The 19,478-nt window shown below is 72.4% G+C and carries 18 protein-coding genes; 8 read left to right on the forward strand and 10 right to left on the reverse strand.

Annotated elements, in window-relative coordinates:
* Positions 1 to 178: 178 nt before the first annotated feature.
* Positions 179 to 394 carry a dodecin gene (locus AC069R_RS24160; RefSeq protein ID WP_397982656.1) on the forward strand — a complete coding sequence of 72 codons (216 nt, stop codon included), beginning with the start codon at positions 179 to 181 and terminating at the stop codon, positions 392 to 394.
* A gap of 37 nt (positions 395 to 431) precedes the next feature.
* Here AC069R_RS24160 and AC069R_RS24165 read toward each other — a convergent pair whose 3' ends face one another.
* Positions 432 to 923: a phosphatase domain-containing protein gene (locus tag AC069R_RS24165; RefSeq protein WP_478768894.1), complete on the reverse strand. Its 492-nt coding sequence runs from the start codon at positions 921 to 923 to the stop codon at positions 432 to 434.
* A 56-nt stretch (positions 924 to 979) separates the two neighbouring features.
* On the opposite strand from AC069R_RS24165, the gene AC069R_RS24170 reads away from it, so the two are divergent.
* The 3 genes from AC069R_RS24170 (at position 980) to AC069R_RS24180 (ending at position 4,623) form a co-directional block, all read left to right on the forward strand.
* Positions 980 to 1,981: an LLM class flavin-dependent oxidoreductase gene (locus tag AC069R_RS24170; protein WP_478768895.1), complete on the forward strand. Its 1,002-nt coding sequence runs from the start codon at positions 980 to 982 to the stop codon at positions 1,979 to 1,981.
* An 84-nt stretch (positions 1,982 to 2,065) separates the two neighbouring features.
* The gene (locus tag AC069R_RS24175) at positions 2,066 to 2,260 is read left to right on the forward strand and encodes an antitoxin (RefSeq protein ID WP_478768896.1); all 195 of its coding nucleotides are present in this window, start codon (positions 2,066 to 2,068) and stop codon (positions 2,258 to 2,260) included.
* Between the two features lie 29 nt (positions 2,261 to 2,289).
* The gene (locus AC069R_RS24180) at positions 2,290 to 4,623 is read left to right on the forward strand and encodes an ATP-binding cassette domain-containing protein (RefSeq protein ID WP_478768897.1); all 2,334 of its coding nucleotides are present in this window, start codon (positions 2,290 to 2,292) and stop codon (positions 4,621 to 4,623) included.
* A 368-nt stretch (positions 4,624 to 4,991) separates the two neighbouring features.
* On the opposite strand, the gene AC069R_RS24185 is transcribed toward AC069R_RS24180, so the two are convergent.
* The 5 genes from AC069R_RS24185 to AC069R_RS24205 form a co-directional block, all read right to left on the reverse strand.
* Positions 4,992 to 5,867 (reverse strand): lysophospholipid acyltransferase family protein, encoded by an 876-nt coding sequence (locus AC069R_RS24185; RefSeq protein ID WP_478768898.1) that lies wholly within the window; start codon positions 5,865 to 5,867, stop codon positions 4,992 to 4,994.
* Positions 5,864 to 6,637, reverse strand: coding sequence for a GNAT family N-acetyltransferase (locus AC069R_RS24190; protein ID WP_478768899.1), 774 nt, complete (start codon positions 6,635 to 6,637; stop codon positions 5,864 to 5,866). Before AC069R_RS24190 ends, AC069R_RS24185 begins: the two co-directional genes overlap by 4 nt.
* Before the next feature lie 370 nt (positions 6,638 to 7,007).
* Positions 7,008 to 7,757 carry a succinate dehydrogenase/fumarate reductase iron-sulfur subunit gene (locus tag AC069R_RS24195; protein WP_478768900.1) on the reverse strand — a complete coding sequence of 250 codons (750 nt, stop codon included), beginning with the start codon at positions 7,755 to 7,757 and terminating at the stop codon, positions 7,008 to 7,010.
* Entirely contained in the window at positions 7,754 to 9,703 is a 1,950-nt protein-coding gene (locus AC069R_RS24200; protein WP_478768901.1) for a fumarate reductase/succinate dehydrogenase flavoprotein subunit, read from the reverse strand. Before AC069R_RS24200 ends, AC069R_RS24195 begins: the two co-directional genes overlap by 4 nt.
* Before the next feature lies 1 nt (position 9,704).
* Positions 9,705 to 10,376 (reverse strand): succinate dehydrogenase, encoded by a 672-nt coding sequence (locus AC069R_RS24205; protein ID WP_478768916.1) that lies wholly within the window; start codon positions 10,374 to 10,376, stop codon positions 9,705 to 9,707.
* Between the two features lie 120 nt (positions 10,377 to 10,496).
* Between AC069R_RS24205 and AC069R_RS24210 the strand changes: the two genes are divergently transcribed.
* On the forward strand, positions 10,497 to 11,381 hold the full coding sequence (locus tag AC069R_RS24210) for a LysR family transcriptional regulator (RefSeq protein ID WP_478768902.1): 885 nt from the start codon (positions 10,497 to 10,499) through the stop codon (positions 11,379 to 11,381).
* A gap of 143 nt (positions 11,382 to 11,524) precedes the next feature.
* Here AC069R_RS24210 and AC069R_RS24215 read toward each other — a convergent pair whose 3' ends face one another.
* Complete coding sequence (locus AC069R_RS24215) at positions 11,525 to 13,666, reverse strand: putative bifunctional diguanylate cyclase/phosphodiesterase (RefSeq protein ID WP_478768903.1); 2,142 nt, start codon at positions 13,664 to 13,666, stop codon at positions 11,525 to 11,527.
* On the reverse strand, positions 13,663 to 14,475 hold the full coding sequence (locus AC069R_RS24220) for an SAM-dependent methyltransferase (protein WP_478768904.1): 813 nt from the start codon (positions 14,473 to 14,475) through the stop codon (positions 13,663 to 13,665). The genes AC069R_RS24215 and AC069R_RS24220 overlap by 4 nt, the downstream gene beginning before the upstream one ends.
* 440 nt (positions 14,476 to 14,915) lie before the next feature.
* Between AC069R_RS24220 and AC069R_RS24225 the strand changes: the two genes are divergently transcribed.
* Together AC069R_RS24225 and AC069R_RS24230 are read left to right on the forward strand one after the other, a co-directional pair.
* The gene (locus tag AC069R_RS24225) at positions 14,916 to 15,662 is read left to right on the forward strand and encodes a hypothetical protein (RefSeq protein WP_478768905.1); all 747 of its coding nucleotides are present in this window, start codon (positions 14,916 to 14,918) and stop codon (positions 15,660 to 15,662) included.
* A gap of 33 nt (positions 15,663 to 15,695) precedes the next feature.
* Positions 15,696 to 16,460: a bestrophin-like domain gene (locus tag AC069R_RS24230; RefSeq protein ID WP_478768906.1), complete on the forward strand. Its 765-nt coding sequence runs from the start codon at positions 15,696 to 15,698 to the stop codon at positions 16,458 to 16,460.
* A gap of 161 nt (positions 16,461 to 16,621) precedes the next feature.
* Here the strand turns inward: AC069R_RS24230 and AC069R_RS24235 are convergent, their stop codons facing one another.
* The gene (locus tag AC069R_RS24235; RefSeq protein ID WP_478768907.1) at positions 16,622 to 17,560 is read right to left on the reverse strand and encodes a hypothetical protein; all 939 of its coding nucleotides are present in this window, start codon (positions 17,558 to 17,560) and stop codon (positions 16,622 to 16,624) included.
* Positions 17,561 to 17,894: 334 nt separating this feature from the next.
* Here AC069R_RS24235 and AC069R_RS24240 point away from each other — a divergent pair, with 334 nt between their 5' ends.
* Positions 17,895 to 18,587 (forward strand): class F sortase, encoded by a 693-nt coding sequence (locus tag AC069R_RS24240; RefSeq protein WP_478768917.1) that lies wholly within the window; start codon positions 17,895 to 17,897, stop codon positions 18,585 to 18,587.
* 33 nt (positions 18,588 to 18,620) lie between these two features.
* On the opposite strand, the gene AC069R_RS24245 is transcribed toward AC069R_RS24240, so the two are convergent.
* A complete protein-coding gene (locus AC069R_RS24245; protein WP_478768908.1) occupies positions 18,621 to 19,469 on the reverse strand; it encodes a polysaccharide deacetylase family protein in 849 nt (282 codons plus the stop codon).
* Positions 19,470 to 19,478 lie beyond the last annotated feature (9 nt).

Below are 19,478 nucleotides of genomic sequence, written 5' to 3' on the forward strand. Positions count from 1 at the left end.
CCGACGTGGGGGGACGAGCACGGGTGCTCGTACGGGTGTGGCTGGATTTTGGTATGGACCAATGCCGAGGTCAAGGGCTGCCGGCGACTACGCCGGGTGACGGCTGCTACGCCGTGCGGAGCGGGCCGGGATGCGGCACCGTGGAGTACGGCGTGTCCCCCGGCCCAAGGAGCCCCCGATGACGAACCACACCTACCGGGTCACCGAGATCGTCGGCACCTCGCACGAGGGTCTCGACCAGGCCATCCGCAACGGCATCACACGCGCCGGCCAGACGCTGCGCAATCTGGACTGGTTCGAGGTGACACAGGTCCGCGGCCAGATCGAGGACGGCCGGATCGAGCACTACCAGGTGGGCCTGAAGGTGGGCTTCCGCATCGAGGACGGCGACTGACCGCGCCGCCTCGGGTACGGTCCCGCTTCACACCGTCTCAGGTACGGCCCTCCTTCTCCTGGGCCTCCCGCAGCGCCGCGGAATCCTCGGCCCAGCCGGCCCGCACCACGGTGAATCCGGCGCGCTCGGCGTCGTCGCAGACCACCGCGTCGTCGTCCACGAGGAAGCGCACCTCGCGGCCCCGGGCGAGCCTGCGCAGGGTCGCGAGCTTGGTGAACCGGGCGGGCCTGCGGTCCGCGTCGCCCCGCATGTACAGGTCACCCGCGGGCAGTTCGTGCGCGGCGAGCCAGTCCAGGGTGTCGCGGCGGCAGCGCTCCGGGCGGCCGGTCAGGTAGACGATCTCGCAGTCCCGCGCGCTCTCGCGGGCCAGCCTGACGCCCTCGGCGAGCGGCGGGTCCGCGGGCGCGGCGGCGAAGAACCCGTCCCAGTCCTTGGGCCGCCGCCGGAGGAAGTGCTGCCGGTGGGCGGTGTCCGCCAGGGTGTTGTCGAGGTCGAACACGGCGATCGGCCGGGCGCTGTTGTCGCTCACACGAGAACCCTAGCCACCCGCGGGAATCCGCGGGCCGCCAGGGCGTTGAACCCTGCGTGCGCAGTTCAGTGATCTCCCGGACCAGGTTCTCCGTCCTCGACCGCTCCCGCATCCGCCAGGGCCACCCGCCCGCCGAGGCGCTGCGGGACACCGTGGCGCTGGCCAGGGAGGCGGAGGCGCTCGGCTACCACCGGTTCTGGGTGTCCGAGCACCACGGGGTGCCCGGTGTCGCCGGTTCCGCGCCGACGGTGCTGGCCGCCGTGGTGGCCGCCGCCACCCGGACGATCCGGGTGGGCACCGGCGGGGTGATGCTGCCCAATCACCGGCCGTTCGTCGTCGCCGAGCAGTTCGGGGTGCTGGAGTCGCTGTTTCCGGGGCGGATCGACATGGGTCTCGGGCGTTCGGTGGGCTTCACGGACGGGGTGCGCCGGGCGCTCGGCCGGGACAAGGAGGACGCGGCGGACTTCGGCGCCCAGCTCGGCGAGCTGCTCGACTGGTTCTCCGGGCCGTCCCCTGCGGGGGTGCGCGCCCGGCCGGCGGACGGCCTGCGGGTACCGCCGTTCGTGCTGGCCCTGGGCGAGGGCGCGCGGATCGCGGCGCGGGCCGGGCTGCCCCTGGTCATCGGGGACCTGCGCGACCGGGACCGGCTGCTGCGCGGCGTCGAGCGCTACCGCGCCGCCTTCCGCCCCTCACCCTGGGCGGCCGACCCCTACGTGGTGATCTCCGGGGCGGTCGCGGTCGCCCGGACCGAGGAGGCGGCGCGGCGGCTGCTGGTCCCGGAGGCGTGGTCGATGGCGTACGCGCGCACGCACGGCACCTTCCCGCCGCTCGCCCCGGCCGGGGAGACCGAGGCCCGTGTGCTGAGCGCGCGGGAGCGGGAGGCGTACGACGCCCAGCTCGCCGGGCAGCTCGCGGGCACCCCGGACCAGGTCGCGGACGAGCTGGAAGCGGTGCTGAAGGAGACCGGCGCGGCCGAGGTCCTGGTCACGACCAGCGGCTACGACCGCCCGGCGCTGCTGGACTCCTACCGCCTGCTGGCCGAGCTGTTCGCCCCCTGAGCACCCGGACGGCCCCGAGATGCGAGGCGGGCCCGTGCCGGTGACCCTGAGAGGGCAAGAACGCAAGCGAGGAGGAGGACCGCCATGTCCTTCATGGACAAGCTCAAGGGCATGATCAAGGGCCACGAAAGCCAGGCCGACAAGGGCATCGACAAGGGCGGCGACTACATCGACCAGCGCACCGGCAACAAGTACCAGAAGCAGGTCGACACCGCCCAGGACAAGGCGCGGGACGAGTTCGGCACCCGGCAGGACCCGGGCAACCCTCCGCGGTCCTAGTAGGCGGGGGCGGATAGGGTGTGTCTTCCATGCACCACAGCCCCCATGATCCCTGTGTCCGCGTCCGCGGCGCCCGTGAGCACAATCTCCAGGGCGTCGACGTGGACGTCCCGCGTGACGTACTGGCCGTGTTCACCGGGGTGTCCGGCTCGGGGAAGTCGTCGCTGGCGTTCGGCACGATCTACGCCGAGGCGCAGCGCCGTTACTTCGAGTCGGTCGCGCCGTACGCGCGCCGGCTGATCCACCAGGTCGGCGCGCCCAAGGTCGGTGAGATCACCGGGCTGCCGCCCGCGGTCTCCCTCCAGCAGCGCCGGGCGGCCCCCACCTCGCGCTCCTCGGTGGGCACGGTCACCAACCTCTCCAACTCCCTGCGCATGTTGTTCTCGCGCGCCGGGGAGTATCCGCCGGGCGCGGAGCGCCTGGATTCCGACGCGTTCTCGCCGAACACGGCGGCGGGCGCCTGCCCTCGGTGCCACGGGCTGGGGCAAGTGCACGACACCAGCGAGGAGTTGCTGGTGCCCGATCCCTCGCTGTCGGTGCGCGAGGGCGCGATCGCCGCGTGGCCGGGCGCCTGGCAGGGCAAGAACCTGCGGGACATCCTGGACGCGCTCGGCTACGACGTGGACCGGCCCTGGCGCGAGCTGCCCGCCGAACAGCGGCAGTGGATCCTGTTCACGGACGAGCAGCCGGTCGTCACGGTGCATCCGGTGCGGGACGCGGACCGGATCCAACGCCCGTACCAGGGCACGTACATGAGCGCCCGCCGGTATGTGCTCAAGACGTTCTCGGACACCAAGTCGCCCACCCTGCGCGCCAAGGCGGAGCGCTTTCTGACCAGCGCGCCCTGCGCGGGGTGCGGGGGCAGCCGGCTGCGGCCCGAGGCGCTGGCGGTGACCTTCGGCGGGCGCACCATCGCCGAGCTGGCGTCGCTGCCCCTGACCGACCTGGCCGGGCTGCTGGACGGCGGCACCGGGGCGGCCCGCGTCCTCACGGAGGATCTGAAGTCCCGGATCGCGCCGGTGGTCGAACTCGGCCTCGGCTACTTGAGCCTGGACCGTGCCACGCCCACCCTCTCGGCGGGCGAGCTGCAACGGCTGCGCCTGGCCACGCAGTTGCGGTCGGGACTGTTCGGTGTGGTGTACGTGCTGGACGAACCGTCCGCGGGACTGCACCCGGCGGACACCGAGGCGCTGCTCGGGGTGCTGGCCCGGCTGAAGGCGGCGGGGAACTCGGTGTTCGTGGTGGAACACCATCTGGAGGTGGTGCGCGGCGCCGACTGGCTGGTGGACGTGGGTCCGGGCGCGGGCGAGCACGGGGGACGGGTGCTGTACAGCGGGCCGCCGGCCGAGCTGGCGTCGGTCGAGGAGTCGGCGACGGCCGCGTTCCTCTTCGACGAGGCGCCGGGACCCCCGCGTGAAGTCCGCGAGCCGCGCGGCTGGTTGAAGGTCGGCCCGGTGAGCCGGCACAACCTGCGGGAGGTGACGGCCGCGTTCCCGCTGGGCGCGTTCACCGCCGTCACCGGGGTCTCCGGCTCCGGGAAGTCCACGCTGATCGGGGAGTTGACGCAGGGGCTGGCGGGCGTCGACCGGCTGGTGCGGGTTGACCAGAAGCCGATCGGCCGTACCCCGCGCTCCAACCTGGCCACGTACACCGGGCTGTTCGACGTGGTACGGAAGATCTTCGCGGCGACCGACGAGGCGCACCGGCGCGGGTACGGCGTCGGGGGGTTCTCGTTCAATGTCGCCGGGGGCCGCTGCGAGACCTGCCAGGGCGAGGGGTTCGTCAGCGTCGAGCTGCTGTTCCTGCCGAGCACGTACGCGCCCTGCCCGGACTGCGGCGGCGCCCGCTACAACCCCGAGACGCTCCAGGTGGCGTACCGGGGGCGGAACATCGCCGAGGTGCTGGATCTGACGGTGGAGGCGGCGGCGGAGTTCTTCGCGGACGTCCCGGCCGCCGCCCGCAGCCTGGGCACGCTGCTCGACGTGGGCCTCGGCTATCTGCGCCTCGGCCAGCCCGCGACCGAGCTGTCCGGCGGCGAGGCCCAGCGGATCAAGCTGGCGAGCGAACTCCAGCGTGGGCGCCGCGGTCACACCCTGTACCTGCTGGACGAGCCGACCACCGGCCTGCACCCGGCCGACGTGGAGGTCCTGATGGACCGGCTGCACGGACTGGTCGACGCCGGGCACACGGTCGTCGTGGTCGAGCACGACATGACGGTGGTCGCGGGCGCCGACTGGGTCATCGACCTCGGACCGGGCGGCGGTGACCAGGGCGGCCGGATCGTCGCCGCGGGACCGCCGCAGCGGGTGGCCCGCGCGGAGGGCAGCGCGACGGCGCCGTACCTGGCCCGGATGCTGCCCTAGGTCGCTCCCCTGGGGCATCACCGCCCTGGCCACGCCCTGAGGGGCACCCGCCCCCTCCGGGTGGCCCCTGCCTGGTCATGCCCTAGGGACCACCCCCTCCGGATCACCCCTTACTGGTCACCCCCTCCGGATCATCCCTTATTGGTCACCCCCTCCGGATCACCCCTTACTGTCCATCCCCACCGGATCAACCCGTCCGGGCCATCCCCTCACGGACGGCCCCACCGGATAAGCCCCTCCGGGCCATCCCCACCGGATCAATCCGTCCGGGCCATCCCCTCCTGGTCACCCCCCTCCGGGTCATCCCCACCGGATCCCCCTCCGGCGCATCCCCTCCCGACCAGTCCCTCCGGATCCCCCCGCGCAGGTCACCCCGCACGGGTCATCCCCTCGCGGGCCGCCGGGGTCTGGGCGAGGGGGCGGGTGGTGGTGCGGTGGTCGTTGACCAGGGCCGCGTGGGTCCAGGTGGGGGCGGGGGTGATCGGCTGGGCCACGGTGGCGAGGGCGCGGCGGTCGGGGTGGGTGTGCGGGGGGATCAGCGGGCGCACCTCGGCCTCGGCGACGAGGCCGCGGGTGCGGGCCACCCGCCACAGGGAGGCGAGCAGGGTGTCCTCGCCGACGAAGGCCGCGGGGGTGCCCGTACCCCCGTCCTGGAGCCGGTACCGCAGGCAGACCGGCTGCACGGGCACGCCCGCGTCCAGCGCCGCCTGGAAGACGGCCCGGTGGAAGCGGCCGTGGGCGCGCCCGCACCAGGTGCTGCCCTCCGGGAAGGCGGCCACGGCGGAGCCGGCGCGCAGGACGCCGGCGATCACCTCCACCGTGCCGGGCAGGGCGCGCAGCCGGTCCCGCTCGATGAACAGCGTGCCGCCCCGCGCGGCCAGCGCGCCCGCCACCGGCCAGCGCCGTATCTCGGTCTTGCCGAGCATCCTGGCCGGCCGTACGGCGGTCAGCAGCGGGATGTCCAGCCAGGACACGTGGTTGGCGACCAGCAGCAGCCCGCCGTCCGGCGCGGCGGGGCCGGTGATGCGGGCCCGTACCCCGATGGCCCGTACGACGGCCCGGCACCAGCGCCCGATCCACTCGGCCGGGATCCACCGGCCGAACGGGGACAGCGCGATCCCGGCGAGCAGCAGGACGGCGACGGCGGCCAGCCGCAGCACGGCCCGCGGTACGGCGACGGTGGCGGGCGCCGGTTCCACACAGGCGTCCGGGGTGCAGGGCGCGGTGGGCAGCCAGACGCTCATCGGGCCGGCACGAGGGAGAGGAAGTGCCGCAGGTAGCGCGGGTTGACCCGGCGCATCGACAGCAGCACGTACAGGTCGGCGACCCCGAAGTCCGGGTCGTGCGCGGGCTCCCCGCACACCCAGGCGCCCAGGCGCAGGTAGCCGCGGAGCAGGGCGGGCAGTTCGGTGCGCCCGGCGGGGGTCTCGGGGTTCGGCGTCCAGGGCGTGCGCGGTCGTACCCGGAACTCCTCGGGCGCCAGGTGCTTGGCGCGCACCCGGTCCCAGGTGGCGGTGGCGAGGGCGCCGCCGTCGGCGAGCGGTATCGAGCAGCAGCCGGCCAGCCACTCGTGGCCGCGGTCGGTCATGTAGCGGGCTATGCCGGCCCAGATCAGGCCGATGACCGCGCCGTCGCGGTGGTCGGGGTGCACACAGGAGCGGCCGACCTCGACCAGGCCGGGCCGGATCGGGTCGAGCGCGTCGATCGTGAACTCGCCCTCGGAGTACAGCCGTCCGGCCGCCGCGGCCCGCTCGGGCGGCAGCAGCCGGTAGGTGCCGACGACCTGTCCGCTCGCGGTGTCGCGGACCAGCAGGTGGTCGCAGTGGGCGTCGAAGGCGTCGATGTCGTGGCCCGGCCGCGGGGTGGCGAGTACGGCGCCCATCTCCCCGGCGAAGACGTCGTGCCGCAGCCGCTGCGCGGCCCGCACGTCGTCCTCGTCGCGGGCGAGCGCGACGGTGTAGCGGGCGGGCGCCAAGGGCCCCGGAGGACGGTCGAGGGTGGGAACGCCGGTCATGGCTCTCTCCTGGTCACGGGGCCGGTTCGGCGGCAGCGGCGGCGGGCCGGTGGTCTGCGGCCCGCCGTTCCTGTTCTTCCGACGCCGGTTGGCCGGCGCGTGACGGATGCCGGGAGAGCGGATGTGGGGATGCTGAACGGCCGGGAACGGCGGCCCGCACAGCGGCCTCGCACCGGCAGGTGATCATGAGCGGAAGGTACCGGACCGGGAAAGACCAGACGGGGCCGGGTGAGCACCATCTCCCGGCCCCGCCCGCCCGCCTTCACCGGCGAACGGTCTGTGACGCGCCCCGCGGGGGCGCGGGGAACTGCGCGAACGGCCACCGCGGCCCGGCACTCCGGCGCGGCGCCGCGGCGTCCCCCTGCGGCGGCTACCGCTTGCCCGCCTTCCGGGTGGCCCGCAGCCACTCCCGGTTCATGCTGGTGATGGACATCAGCGGAATGCCCTTGGGGCAGGCGGTGGCGCACTCCCCCGCCAGCGTGCAGCCGCCGAAGCCCTCGTCGTCCATCTGCGCCACCATGTCGAGGACCCGCGTCTCCCGCTCGGGAGCGCCCTGCGGCAGCACGTTCAGATGGTTGATCTTGGCCGAGGTGAACAGCATCGCCGCGCCGTTGGGGCACGCCGCCACGCAGGCCCCGCAGCCGATGCACTCGGCGTGCTCGAACGCGAAGTCGGCGTCGGCCTTCGGCACCGGCGTGGCATGTGCCTCGGGCGCGGACCCGGTCGGTGCGGTGACGTAGCCGCCGGCCTGGATGATCCGGTCGAACGCGGAGCGGTCGACCACCAGGTCCTTGATCACCGGGAACGCGGCGGCCCGCCACGGCTCGATGTCGATGGTGTCGCCGTCCTCGAAGGACCGCATGTGCAGCTGGCAGGTGGTGGTGCGCTCGGGCCCGTGCGCGTCGCCGTTGATCACCAGGGAGCAGGCGCCGCAGATGCCCTCGCGGCAGTCGTGGTCGAAGGCGACCGGGTCCTCGCCGGAGAGGATGAGCTGCTCGTTGAGGACGTCCAGCATCTCCAGGAAGGACATGTCGGGCGAGATGCCGTCCACCTCGTACGTGGACATCGTGCCGTCGGCGTCGGCGTTCTTCTGCCGCCAGACGCGCAGGGTGAGCTTCATGCGTAGCTCCGCTGGGTGGGGTGGACGTACTCGAAGACGAGGTCTTCCTTGTGCAGGACGGGAGCGGAGCCCGTACCGGCGAACTCCCAGGCGGCCGCGTAGGCGAACTCCTCGTCCCGGCGGGCGGCTTCGCCGTCCGGGGTCTGGGACTCCTCGCGGAAGTGGCCGCCGCAGGACTCGGCGCGGTGCAGGGCGTCGAGGCACATGAGTTCGGCGAGTTCCAGGTAGTCGACGATGCGGTTGGCCTTCTCCAGCGACTGGTTGAACTCCTCACCGGTGCCGGGGACCTTGATGCGCCGCCAGAACTCCTCGCGGATCTGCGGAATGCGTTCCAGGGCCTTGCGCAGGCCCTCGTCGGTGCGGGCCATGCCGCAGAACTCCCACATGACTTCGCCCAGTTCGCGGTGGAAGGAGTCCGGGGTGCGGTCGCCGCCGACGGCGAGCAGCAGGTTGAGCCGGTCCTCGGTCTCCGCCAAAACCTCTTGTACGACGAGGTGTTCGGGGGTGACCGGGTCCTGGTGGGGGTTGCGGGCCAGGTAGTCGTTGATGGTGGCCGGGAGCACGAAGTAGCCGTCGGCGAGGCCCTGCATCAGGGCGGAGGCGCCGAGGCGGTTCGCGCCGTGGTCGGAGAAGTTGGCCTCGCCGATGGCGAACAGGCCGGGGATCGTCGTCTGGAGGTCGTAGTCGACCCACAGTCCGCCCATCGTGTAGTGCACGGCCGGGTAGATGCGCATCGGCACCTCGTACGGATCCTCGTCGGTGATCCGCTGGTACATGTCGAAGAGGTTGCCGTACTTGGCTTCCACGGCCGCCCGGCCCATCCGCCGGATCGCGTCGGCGAAGTCCAGGTAGACGCCCTGGCCGCCGGGGCCGACGCCCCGGCCCTCGTCGCAGACGTTCTTCGCGGCACGGGAGGCGATGTCGCGCGGGACCAGGTTGCCGAAGGAGGGGTAGATGCGCTCCAGGTAGTAGTCGCGCTCCTCCTCGGGGATCCGGTTCGGCGGGCGGTCGTCGCCCTTGGCCCTGGGCACCCAGATCCGGCCGTCGTTGCGCAGCGACTCGCTCATCAGGGTGAGCTTGGACTGGTGCTCGCCGGTGCGCGGGATGCACGTCGGGTGGATTTGGGTGAAGCAGGGGTTGGCGAAGTAGGCGCCGCGCCGGTGCGCCCGCCAGATCGCGGTCGCGTTGGAGTTCATGGCGTTGGTCGACAGGTAGAAGACGTTGCCGTAGCCGCCGGAGGCGAGTACGACCGCGTCCGCGAAGTACGTGTCGATACGGCCCGTGATCAGGTCGCGGGCCACGATGCCGCGCGCCCGCCCGGCCACGACGATCAGGTCCAGCATCTCGGTGCGCGGGTGCATCTCCACGTTGCCGGCGGCGATCTGCCGGCTGAGGGCCTGGTAGGCGCCGAGCAGCAGTTGCTGGCCCGTCTGGCCGCGGGCGTAGAAGGTGCGGGAGACCTGGACGCCGCCGAAGGAGCGGGTGTCGAGCAGACCGCCGTACTCGCGGGCGAAGGGCACGCCCTGTGCCACGCACTGGTCGATGATCTGCACCGAGATCTGTGCCAGGCGGGCGACGTTGGACTCGCGGGCGCGGAAGTCGCCGCCCTTGACGGTGTCGTAGAACAGCCGGTGGACCGAGTCGCCGTCGTTGCGGTAGTTCTTCGCGGCGTTGATGCCGCCCTGCGCGGCGATGGAGTGGGCGCGGCGCGGGGAGTCCTGGTAGCAGAACTGGACGACGTGGTAGCCCTGTTCGGCCAGGGTGGCGCCCGCGGAGCCGCCGGCCAGGCCGGTGCCGACCACGATGACCGTGTGCTTGCGCCGGTTGGCGGGGTTGACCAGCTTGGCCTCGAAGCGGCGGGTGTCCCAGCGCTCGTGGATCGGGCCGGCGGGGGCCTTGGTGTCGGCGATGGGTTCGCCGGTCGTGTAGTTCACGTAGTCGGTCATGTCAGTTCACCACTCCGGTCATGACGCCCACGGGTACGGCGATGAAGCCGGCCGTGAGCAGCAGCGCGAGGACGTTGGCGGCGGTCTTCAGGGCGCGGTCGCGGGCGCGGCTGCCGACGCCGAGGGTCTGGGCGGCGCTCCAGAAGCCGTGCCGGATGTGCAGGCCGAGCGCGAGCATCGCGACGATGTAGATCACGTCGCCGTACCAGGTGGAGAAGGTGTCCACGACGTTCTGGTACGGGTGGCCGGGCTGGAAGCCGCCGGAGTGCACGGTGCCGGTGGTCAGGTCCAGGATGTGCCAGACGATGAACAGGCCGAGGATGATCCCGCCCCAGCGCATGGTGCGGGTGGCGTAGCTCGCTCGGGGCTTGGAGTGGACGTACTTGCTGGGCCGCGCCTTGATGTCGCGGCGGCTGAGCTGGTACGCGGAGGTGGCGTGGGCGACCACGGCGACGACGAGGACGACCCGGATGAGCCAGAGCGTCCACTCGTAGTGCATGAAGGGTTCGCCGATGGTGCGCAGCCAGTGGGCGTAGTGGTTGAACTCGCCCGCCCCGAAGTAGATCTTCAGGTTTCCGATCATGTGCGCCACCAGGTAGAGCAGCATGATCAGACCGCTGACGGCCATCACCGTCTTCTTGCCGACGGAGGAGTCCCACATCGTGCGCGCCATGGACGGCCGTCGGTCCGTCCGCGTTGCCAGAGCCATGGAACAGCACGCTAGGGCCGGACGTCCCGATCGGTCCAAGACATGGTGCGGCTCGTTTCCATAGGAACGGCCTATCGTTGCTGTATGCAGCTTCAGCAGCTCCAGTATTTCGTGGCCGTCGCCGAGACCCGGCACTTCACCCGTGCCGCCGAGCTGGTGCATGTGGCCCAGCCGTCGCTGTCGCAGCAGATCAAGGCGCTGGAGCGGGAGCTGGGCGCGGATCTGTTCCTGCGCGCGCGGGGCAACATCACGCTCACCGACGCGGGCGAGGCGCTGCTGCCGCTGGCCCGGCGGATCCTCGCGGACGCGGACACCGCGCGGCAGGAAGTGCAGGAGCTGGTACAGCTACGACGCGGCCGGGTGCGGCTCGGTGCGACGCCGAGCCTGTGCACGGGCCTGCTGCCGGATGTGCTGCGCGCCTTCCACGACCGCTATCCGGGCATCCGGCTGATGATCGAGGAGGGCGGCTCGCACGACCTGGTGCGGGAGCTGGCCCGCGGCGCGCTGGACCTCGCGCTGATCGTGCTGCCGCTGCCGTCGCCGTCGCCCGCGCTGACCACACGGGAGGTGCTGCGCGAGGACCTGGTCGTCGTCTCCTCCCCGGACGCGCCGGCGCCCGGCCGGGGCGGGCGGGTGGTGCACATCGCCGACCTGGAGCGGGAGCGTCTGGTGATGTTCCGGCACGGATACGACCTGCGGGAGCTGACCGTCGCGGCGTGCCGCTCCGCCGGGTTCGAGCCGGAGTTCGCGGTCGAGGGGGGCGAGATGGACGCGGTGCTGGGGTTCGTGCGGGCGGGGTTGGGGGTGGCGGTCGTACCCCGGATGGTCGCGACCAGGGCGGGCTTGGGGTTGCGCGTCACTCCGCTCGCCCGGCCGGGACTGGATCGGGTGATCGCGTTGGCGCATCGCAGTGACGTGGATCCGCCGAGGGCGGCGCGGGAGCTTCAGCGGATGCTGCTGGAGCGGTGAGGGACTTTGTGCGGAAACGCGTCTGCCTCATTGAGCGCCGTTGCCGGGTGCGGGCGCATTGTGATTGATCGCGCCCATGCGGCGGAGCCGCATACCGATACGGCCCCGCGCTCCTGAGCGGGCGGGGCCAGGCCCCGGCCCGCTCATCCCGTCGCGTCCGCCAACGCCAGATCATGCAGCCGCTCCGGTGGGCCGGGGCGGGCGTAGTACCAGCCCTGGGCCGTGTCGCAGCCCAGGACGCGGAGTTGTTCGGCCTGGGCGCCGGTTTCCACGCCCTCGACGGTGACGGCGAGGTCGAGGCTGTGGGCGAGGGTGACGATGCCCTCGACGATCTTCAGGTCCACGGGGTCGGCGGGGAACTGCTGCATGCCCTGGGTGAAGGAGCGGTCCAGTTTGAGGACGCTCACGGGGAGGCGGCGCAGGTTGGCCAGGTTGGAGTAGCCGGTGCCGAAGTCGTCCAGGGCGATGTCCACGCCCATCTCGGCGAGCCTGCGAAGGGGTTTGAGCAGATCGTCGTCGGCGCCGATGAGCGCGGACTCGGTGACCTCCAGGCACAGGGCGTCGGGGGTGACGCCCGCGCGTTCGAGGATGTCCACCGTGTCCTGGACCAGACCGGGGTGGCTGAGCTGGCACGGCGACAGGTTGACGTTGATCCGCAGCGGCCCGGCGTCCTGGCCGCCGTGCCGCTCCCGCCAGGCGCGGGCCTGCCGGATCGACTCCTCCAGGACCCAGCGGCCGAGCGGCACGATCAGCCCGGTGTGCTCGGCGAGCGGGATGAAGCGGTCCGGGCCGAGCACGCCGTGCTGCGGGTGCAGCCAGCGCACCAGCGCCTCGGCGCCGCGCACACTGCCGTCGCCGAGGTGCACCAGCGGCTGGTACTCGATGAAGAACTCGCCGCGCTCCAGGGCCGCGGGCAGTGCCGTGGTCAGGCCGTGCCGGGTGATGGCGCGGGCGTCCGCCTCCGGGTCGGCCAGCTCGAAGCGGTTGCCGCCCGCCGACTTGGCCCGGTACATGGTGATGTCCGCGCTGCGCAGCACCTCGGCGGCCGTGCGTTCGCCCGCCGGGCCCTCCACGATGCCGAGGCTGCCGCGCACCAGCAGGTCCCGGCCGTCGATGCTGATCGGGGTGACCAGCGCGTTCATGATGCGCTCGGCCAGCTCGTCCACGGTGCGCTCGGTGCCGGGTCCGGTGGTCAGCGCCACGAACTCGTCGCCGCCGAGCCGGGCGACCATCTCGCCGGGCGCGGTCGCACAGGACTGGAGGCGGTCGGCGACCTCCACCAGGAGCCGGTCGCCGGCCGCGTGGCCGAGGCTGTCGTTGATCGTCTTGAAGCCGTCCAGGTCGAGGTAGCACAGCCCGAAGCGCTGGCCGTCCCCGGCGGCGAGGACCTTCTCCAGCCGCTCGAAGAACAGCGTGCGGTTGGGCAGGCCGGTGAGCGCGTCGTGCGTCGCCTCGTACCGCAGCCGCAGGTTGAGCAGCCGGCGCTCGGTGGTGTCCTCCATGAGCGCGAGCTGGTACTGCGGGCTGCCGTCGGCGTCGCGCAGCAGGGAGACCGTGAGGTTGGTCCACAGCACCGTGCCGTCGGGCCGGTTGAAGGCCTTCTCCAGGTGGTAGTGCTCGCGCTCGCCGCGGACCAGTTCGTCGTAGAGCCGCCAGGTCTGCGGGGCGTCGTCGGGGTGGGTCCAGTCCTGCACCCGCCGCCCGCGCAGCGACTGCTGGGTGAGCCCGAACATGCGCAGCAGCGCCTCGTTGACCTGGAGGATGTGGCCGTCCAGGTCGGCGATGCCGATCCCTATGGCGGCGCCCTCGAAGACCGCGCGGAACCTGGCCTCGCTCGCGTGCAGCGCCTGCGCCACCACGCCCTGGGCACGCAACGCGGCCTGGGCGATGGCCTCTTGCTCGGCGAGGGTACGGCGGCGCAGCGCGTGCGCGTAGCCCGCGGCCATCGCGTGCTGCAACCGCGAGGAACGCATGCGCAGTTCGTCCTGCGGGCCGTCCCCGCCGCAGTAGAGCACCAGGTAGGCGTCCACGCAGTCCAGGGTGCGCGCGAGCGCCTCGGGGTCGGTGCAGTGCGCCTCGACCAGGGCGGCGCCCACCGCCTTCGCCGCCTCCGCGTCGAAGCTGCGGGTCCGCAGCAGTTCGCTCAACCGGCGCCCGAGCGGCAGGAGTTGTTCCTCGAACTCGGCGCGGGTGAGCGACGTCGAGGTCACCGGGTACAGCGCCCGGCTCCAGATCGTCGTCAGCCGGCGCAGTCTGTCCTCCGGGCCGTCCGGTTCCGCGTTCACGCCGTACGCCCCACGCCGGCGTATCCGGCGAAGGCGAACGGATCTTCGTCCTCCGGCGCGGATTCCGGGCGCCAGAGCGGCATCGGCACCAGTCCGGGTTCCACCATGTCGTACCCCTCGAAGAACCGCGCGACCTCGTCGCGCGAGCGCATGATCAGCGGGTTGCGAATGTCCTTGTATACGTCCACCGCACCCTCGGCCCGCTCCGCGGACACGGGGATTCCCTCGTACGAGGCATGGGTGAGGATCAGCATGCTGCCGGGCGCGAGCGCCTCGCGCAGCTCGGCAACCGCACCGTAGGGGTCGTCCGCGTCTTCCACGAAATGCAGTATGGCAACGAGGAGGAGGGCGACTGGCCGGTTCAGGTCGATCAGCCGCTCGACTTCGGGGCTGGCGAGGATCTTCTGCGGCTTGCGCAGATCCGCCGCGGCCACGTCCGCGTTCTCGTTGCCCGCGAGCACGGCCTGGCTGTGCGCGACGGCGACCGGGTCGTGGTCGACGTAGACGACATGCGCGCCGGGGACGGCGGCCTGGGCCACCTCGTGGACGTTGCCGTACGTCGGGATTCCGGAGCCGATGTCCAGGAACTGGGTGATGCCCTCCTGGCCGGCGAAGCGTACGGCCCGGCGCAGGAAAGCCCGGTTGGCCTGCATCGTCTTGGGCAGCCCCGGCATGAAGTCCATGGCCTTGCGGGCGGCCTGCCGGTCGACCTCGAAGTTGTGCGAACCGCCCAGGTAGTAGTCGTAGATGCGCGAGACGCTCGGCACCGAGATGTCGATGCTGCGTGGGGCCCAGGCGGGACGCTCCATTATCGCTCCAAGGCGGGGATGTGGACGTAGGCGATCCGGTGTTCGAGCTGAGGCTACTGATCGCCCGCCAAAGGAGCGACCTGAACCGGAAATTGACCATCCGTTCCCGGTCACTGCCTGCGGGAAGTGCCCAACCGACCCCGCTCGGTGACCTTTTGGGGCCGCGGATCGCGTCGACCGCGGTCCACCGCACACCGTCGGGACGAGTGACATCCCGAGGGGCCCCGCGTTTGACGGCCCGGCGGCGCCGTCGCGCGGTCCGGGGGTCGAACGGCAGTGCCTTTTCGGCCATGTCGGACTCATCCGATCGTCAAACCGCTGATCGGCTTTATCCCTCCTTCGGACCAATACCGCCGCAGTAGGGGTTCCGGCCGCTCCGCGCGACCCATGATCCTCGGGTGCATGGACTCCACGTGACCCGACGCGCGCCCGCTCCACGGGTGTTGGCCCTGCTTGCGCTGGCCTGCGCGCTGACGGGCTGCCCGGTCGGCCACGCGTCGGCCGACGCCTGCGCGTACGCCTCCACGGGGCCGGACGGCACGGTGGCGGTGGCCTCGGCGGGCGATGTCTCGGTGTCGGTCTCGGGGGGCGGTACGCCGGCCTTCGCGGGCGGTGCCTACGCCTTCCGGGGCGGTACGCGGGGGGCGTTCGCCGGTGCCGGCGCGGGCGCCGCCGACGGTCCCCGGGCCTCGGCGGACGGTGCCTCGGTCGCCGCGGGGGGCGTCTCGGTGACCCTCTCCGGCGGCCGTCACCACTGGCCCGCTCCCCCGCGCCACCACCGGCCGCCGCACCGGCACTGCCCACCACCGCCGCCCCCGCCGACGTGCCCGCCCACCCCGCCGCCGACCCCGACCCCGACACCCACCCCTACGCCCACTCCGACGCCGACCCCGCCTCCGCCGCCCGCGCCCGGACCGCGGCCCACGCCGAAGCCCGCGCCGCCCGTCCGCGCGCCCCGGCCGACGCCCACCCCCGCTCCCCCGCCCGCGCCGAAGCCCGTACCGGCGCCGAAGCCCGTGGCGAAGCCGAAACCCGCGCCGCGGCCTGCGCTGGCGCCGGTGAGCTTCCCGGCGTACCACCCGCATCCGGCCGCCCGGCCCGCGCCGGGCCACACCGCGCCCGTCACCTACGTCCTGCTCATCGCCGTACCCGCAATCGTCGCCGTCGTGGCCCTGCGCCCGCGCTGACCCGCCGGGCCGCTCACCTCTGGAGGTAAACCGTTGTCGGATTGGCTTGTTCTCGTCCTCGGGATGCTCGGGGCCTGTGTCGTGGTGGTCCTCGTGACCTTCGTACGGCACCGGCGGGCACCCGAGGACGAGGACCCCAGCGAGACCCCGGACGTCATCGAGTACATGACGATGTGGATCGGCGTCGTCTACGCGATCGTCCTGGGTCTGGCCATCGCGGGCGTGTGGGAGGCGCGTGACTCGGCCCAGAACTACGCGCAGTCCGAGGCGCAGGCACTGCACGAGATCTCGGAGCGGGTGCGGGTCTACCCGCCCCAGACACGGGACCTCATCCGGGCCGATGTCAACTCCTATGTCAGCTATGTCGTGCACACCGAGTGGCCCACGATGGCGCGGCAGGAGCGCGTCACCGACCACGGGACCGCGCTGCTCCAGAAGGTCCGCGCGGACGTCACCGACTACCAGCCGAAGAACGACTTCGAGGCACAGGCGTACCAGCCGCTGCTGGACCAGATGGCCGCCGCGGACCAGGCGCGCAACGCGCGCGCGGACTCCACGGGCGCCACCATGCCGTCGGTGGTGTGGTGGGGGCTGCTCACCGGTGCGGTGATCACCGTCGGCATGGTGTTCGCGCTCCAGATCCGGCGCACCCGGCGGGAGTTGATCCTGGCCGGGCTGTTCTCCGCGACCATCGCGTTCATGCTGTTCCTGATCTGGGACCTGGACGCCCCCTACAGCCGGGGCATCGCGGTGACCGCGGAACCGTTCCTGAATCTGTTTCCGGGCATCACGAGCTGACCGGTCCGGACAGCTCGTGATGCCCGGAGGGTGAAGCCCCGGACCGGCGGCCCGCGCACAGTGGCCGCCGGTCCGGGCGTTCTCCGGGTTCTCCCGTCCGGGTCCTCCCGTCCGGGTCCTCCCGTCCGGGTCTTCCCCTACGGGCCCCGTCGGACTCAGGCTCAGGCGCGCCGCTCGCCCCTGCGGCGCAGCCAGTAGGCCCCGCAGCCGATCAGGGCCACGCCGACCAGACCGCCGCCGATGGCCATGTCCGCGGTCGTCGCGCCGCTGGTCCTGCTGCCGCCGAGCCCGCCGTTGACCCCGCCGATCACCGTGAAGGCACGGGGCCGGGTGATGGTGCGGCCGTCGCAACGCACGGAGAGGTCGTACCGGCCCGCACGGGCGTTGCGGTTGACGTAGACGACGCCGCGCGCGGTGTCGTCGCGGAACGGCGTCAGCGGGGCGGTGCGGAAGGCGCGGGAGGCCATCTCGCCGCCGCGCCGGCAGCCCTGCACGGTGACCGTCAGCCGGCCCCCGGCCGCGACCACGCTCGGGGCGACGACGATGCCGCGCAGCCCGTTGTCGCCGCCGAGCCCGTTGTCGCCGGGCCCGAATTCGTCACCCCGGCCGAAGTCGTCCCCTCTGCCGAAGTCGTCGCCCCTGCCGTTGCTGCTGATCCGGCCGTTGCCGCTGATGGTGCCGTTGAAATGACCCTCGAAACGGCCGTTCCCGCTGAAGCCGCCGTTCCCGTTGAAATTCCCGTTGCCGTTCCCGAAGTTGGCGTTCCCGTTCCCGAAGTTCCCGCCCCTGTTCCCGCCTCCGTTTCCGATTCCGTTCCCGAAGTTTCCGCCTCCGCCGCCCCCGCCGCCATTGCCGGGGTTTCCGCCCCCGCCGCCCCCGCCACCGATTCCGGCATTCCCTCCCACGCCGCCGATTCCGGCGGTGCCGTTCCCGAAGTTGCCGACGCCGGTGCCCGGGCCGACGATGGTGCCCGAGCCGGTGCCCGTGCCTCCCGTGGTGCCGGCCCCGTTGCCCATGCCGTCCGCGACGGCCACGGGAGCGGCGAGCCCGAGCACGGCCACCGCGGTGCACGCGGCCGCCAGGGCGCGTTGGTTTCGCATGTGATCCTCCGCGGAAGGCACCCCGGGGCCCGTCCCCGGTCGATCGGCGAGAAAGCACCTCCCAGCCAAGACCCTCGGGTGAACGGAACACGCCCGCATGTCGAGAATGCTCCGTCCTGGTGATCCGACACTCCGCACGACAACCTGACAATCCGATATAGCCGCAGGTCACGGACCGTCAGAAAATTCCTGGGAACGGCAACTCGGATGGCGCACCACGAGGGTGCGGGGCCACCCGTTCGCCACTCGGCCCGTCGCCGCTCGTGCGCGCGGGACTTAGCTTTTTCCCATGCGCAACGCAGCGGACGACCGACGGTTCGAGAGGGGACGGCGCATGTCCGCGCCCCGGCTGTACCAGCCGCCCCGGCTCGCCGAGGAGGACGAGGACGACGCCGAACGACGGCGGCGGCGCGCCCCGTGGGGCGTGATGGCGCTGCTGCTGCTCTCCGGTCTGGCCCTCATCCGCAACGGCTCGGGCGAGTTCGACGTCGGCCCGCCGCAGCCCGCCTCGGCGGCGGCCCCGGACACCCGCGCCCCGCAGAGCCCGCTGCCCACCGCGCCCGTGCCGCTGACGTTCTCCGCGGCGGACCGGGTGCGCATCCCGGCGATCCATGTGGACGCGCCGGTCACGCCCGTGGGCCTCGACCAGACCGGCGCGGTGAGCGCGCCGCCACCCGAAGACCCCGATCTGGCGGGCTGGTTCACCGGTGCGGTCTCCCCCGGCGAGAAGGGCACCTCGGTCATCGTCGGCCATGTCGACAACCAGCAGGGCCCCGCCGTGTTCTACGGCCTCGGGGCCCTGAAGAAGGGCAACCGCGTCGAGGTCCTGCGCAAGGACGGCAGGACCGCGGTGTTCGAGGTCTACGGCGTCGAGGTCTTCTCCAAGGCCCAGTTCCCCGGCGACCGGGTGTACGGCTCGAAGGGCGCCCCGGAGCTGCGGGTGATCACCTGCGGGGGCGGTTTCTCCAAGCAGAACGGCTACGACGGCAATGTCGTCGTCTTCGCCCGCCTGGTCGCGGTCGCCTGAACCACCGCGGCCCGGCGGGCAGTCGGGCGGGGCTCAGACGCGCCGGTTCGGCACCGTGAGGCGGTATCCGCTGTCGAGCAGATAGGGCAGCCACACCTGGATGGCCGCCACGGTCTGCGAACGGTCGCCCCCGGCGTCGTGCGAGAGGATCACCACGCCCGGCGCGGCGCCGCTCTCCACCCGGTCGATGATGACGTCGGTGCCGGGCGTGTCCCAGTCGGTGGTGTCGATCGTCCAGGCCATCGGCTCCATGCCCATCTCGGCGCCGAGCTGGAAGGCGGCCTTGTTCCAGGCGCCGTAGGGGGCGCGGAACCACTGCGGCAGCTCGCCGTAGGTCTTCTCGATGATGTGGCTGGTGCGCTCCATCTCGGACTTGATCTCCGAGCGGTCGAGGGTGGTCAGCAGGGGATGCGTCCAGGTGTGATTGCCGACGACATGGCCCTCCTCCGCCATCCGGGCCACCAGGTGCGGGTTGGCCTCGACGCACTCGCCGCACAGGAAGAACATCGCGCGTACGCCGTGCTTGGCGAGGGTGTCCAGGATGTGCGGGGTGTAATCGGGGTTGGGGCCGTCGTCGAAGGTCAGCATCATCTGCCGGCCGCGTTCGGAGATCCGGAAAATCGGTTCGGTGCGCACCTTCAGCTTGCGCGGCGCGGAGCGCGGCGGGCCGCCCCCGGTGAGCGGCCGGAGCCGGAAGGCGGAGGACTTCAGGGGCGCCTGACGGGCCTGGGGTCCGGGGACGGGCGCGGGGGCGGGGGCGGCGGCCCGTACGGCCTCCTCGCCGTCCTGCGCCACGACGAGTCCCGCCGTGCCCGCGGCGCCCAGGGCGGCGGCACCGGCGAGGAGCAGGCGACGGCGTGTGAACAACTGATCTTTCTGCATGACTCATCA

This window comes from Streptomyces sp. NPDC043952 (assembly GCF_056435325.1).

Excerpts from the sequence above, each read along its gene's own strand:
- AC069R_RS24205 (WP_478768916.1), bottom strand. The coding sequence starts at position 10,376 with ATGGCGCGCACGATGTGGGACTCCTCCGTCGGCAAGAAGACGGTGATG.
- AC069R_RS24240 (WP_478768917.1), top strand. The coding sequence starts at position 17,895 with ATGTCCGCGCCCCGGCTGTACCAGCCGCCCCGGCTCGCCGAGGAGGAC.
- AC069R_RS24190 (WP_478768899.1), bottom strand. The coding sequence starts at position 6,637 with ATGACCGGCGTTCCCACCCTCGACCGTCCTCCGGGGCCCTTGGCGCCC.
- AC069R_RS24195 (WP_478768900.1), bottom strand. The coding sequence starts at position 7,757 with ATGAAGCTCACCCTGCGCGTCTGGCGGCAGAAGAACGCCGACGCCGAC.
- AC069R_RS24245 (WP_478768908.1), bottom strand. The coding sequence starts at position 19,469 with ATGCAGAAAGATCAGTTGTTCACACGCCGTCGCCTGCTCCTCGCCGGT.
- AC069R_RS24235 (WP_478768907.1), bottom strand. The coding sequence starts at position 17,560 with ATGCGAAACCAACGCGCCCTGGCGGCCGCGTGCACCGCGGTGGCCGTG.
- AC069R_RS24210 (WP_478768902.1), top strand. The coding sequence starts at position 10,497 with ATGCAGCTTCAGCAGCTCCAGTATTTCGTGGCCGTCGCCGAGACCCGG.
- AC069R_RS24220 (WP_478768904.1), bottom strand. The coding sequence starts at position 14,475 with ATGGAGCGTCCCGCCTGGGCCCCACGCAGCATCGACATCTCGGTGCCG.
- AC069R_RS24200 (WP_478768901.1), bottom strand. The coding sequence starts at position 9,703 with ATGACCGACTACGTGAACTACACGACCGGCGAACCCATCGCCGACACC.
- AC069R_RS24175 (WP_478768896.1), top strand. The coding sequence starts at position 2,066 with ATGTCCTTCATGGACAAGCTCAAGGGCATGATCAAGGGCCACGAAAGC.
- AC069R_RS24180 (WP_478768897.1), top strand. The coding sequence starts at position 2,290 with ATGCACCACAGCCCCCATGATCCCTGTGTCCGCGTCCGCGGCGCCCGT.
- AC069R_RS24160 (WP_397982656.1), top strand. The coding sequence starts at position 179 with ATGACGAACCACACCTACCGGGTCACCGAGATCGTCGGCACCTCGCAC.
- AC069R_RS24185 (WP_478768898.1), bottom strand. The coding sequence starts at position 5,867 with ATGAGCGTCTGGCTGCCCACCGCGCCCTGCACCCCGGACGCCTGTGTG.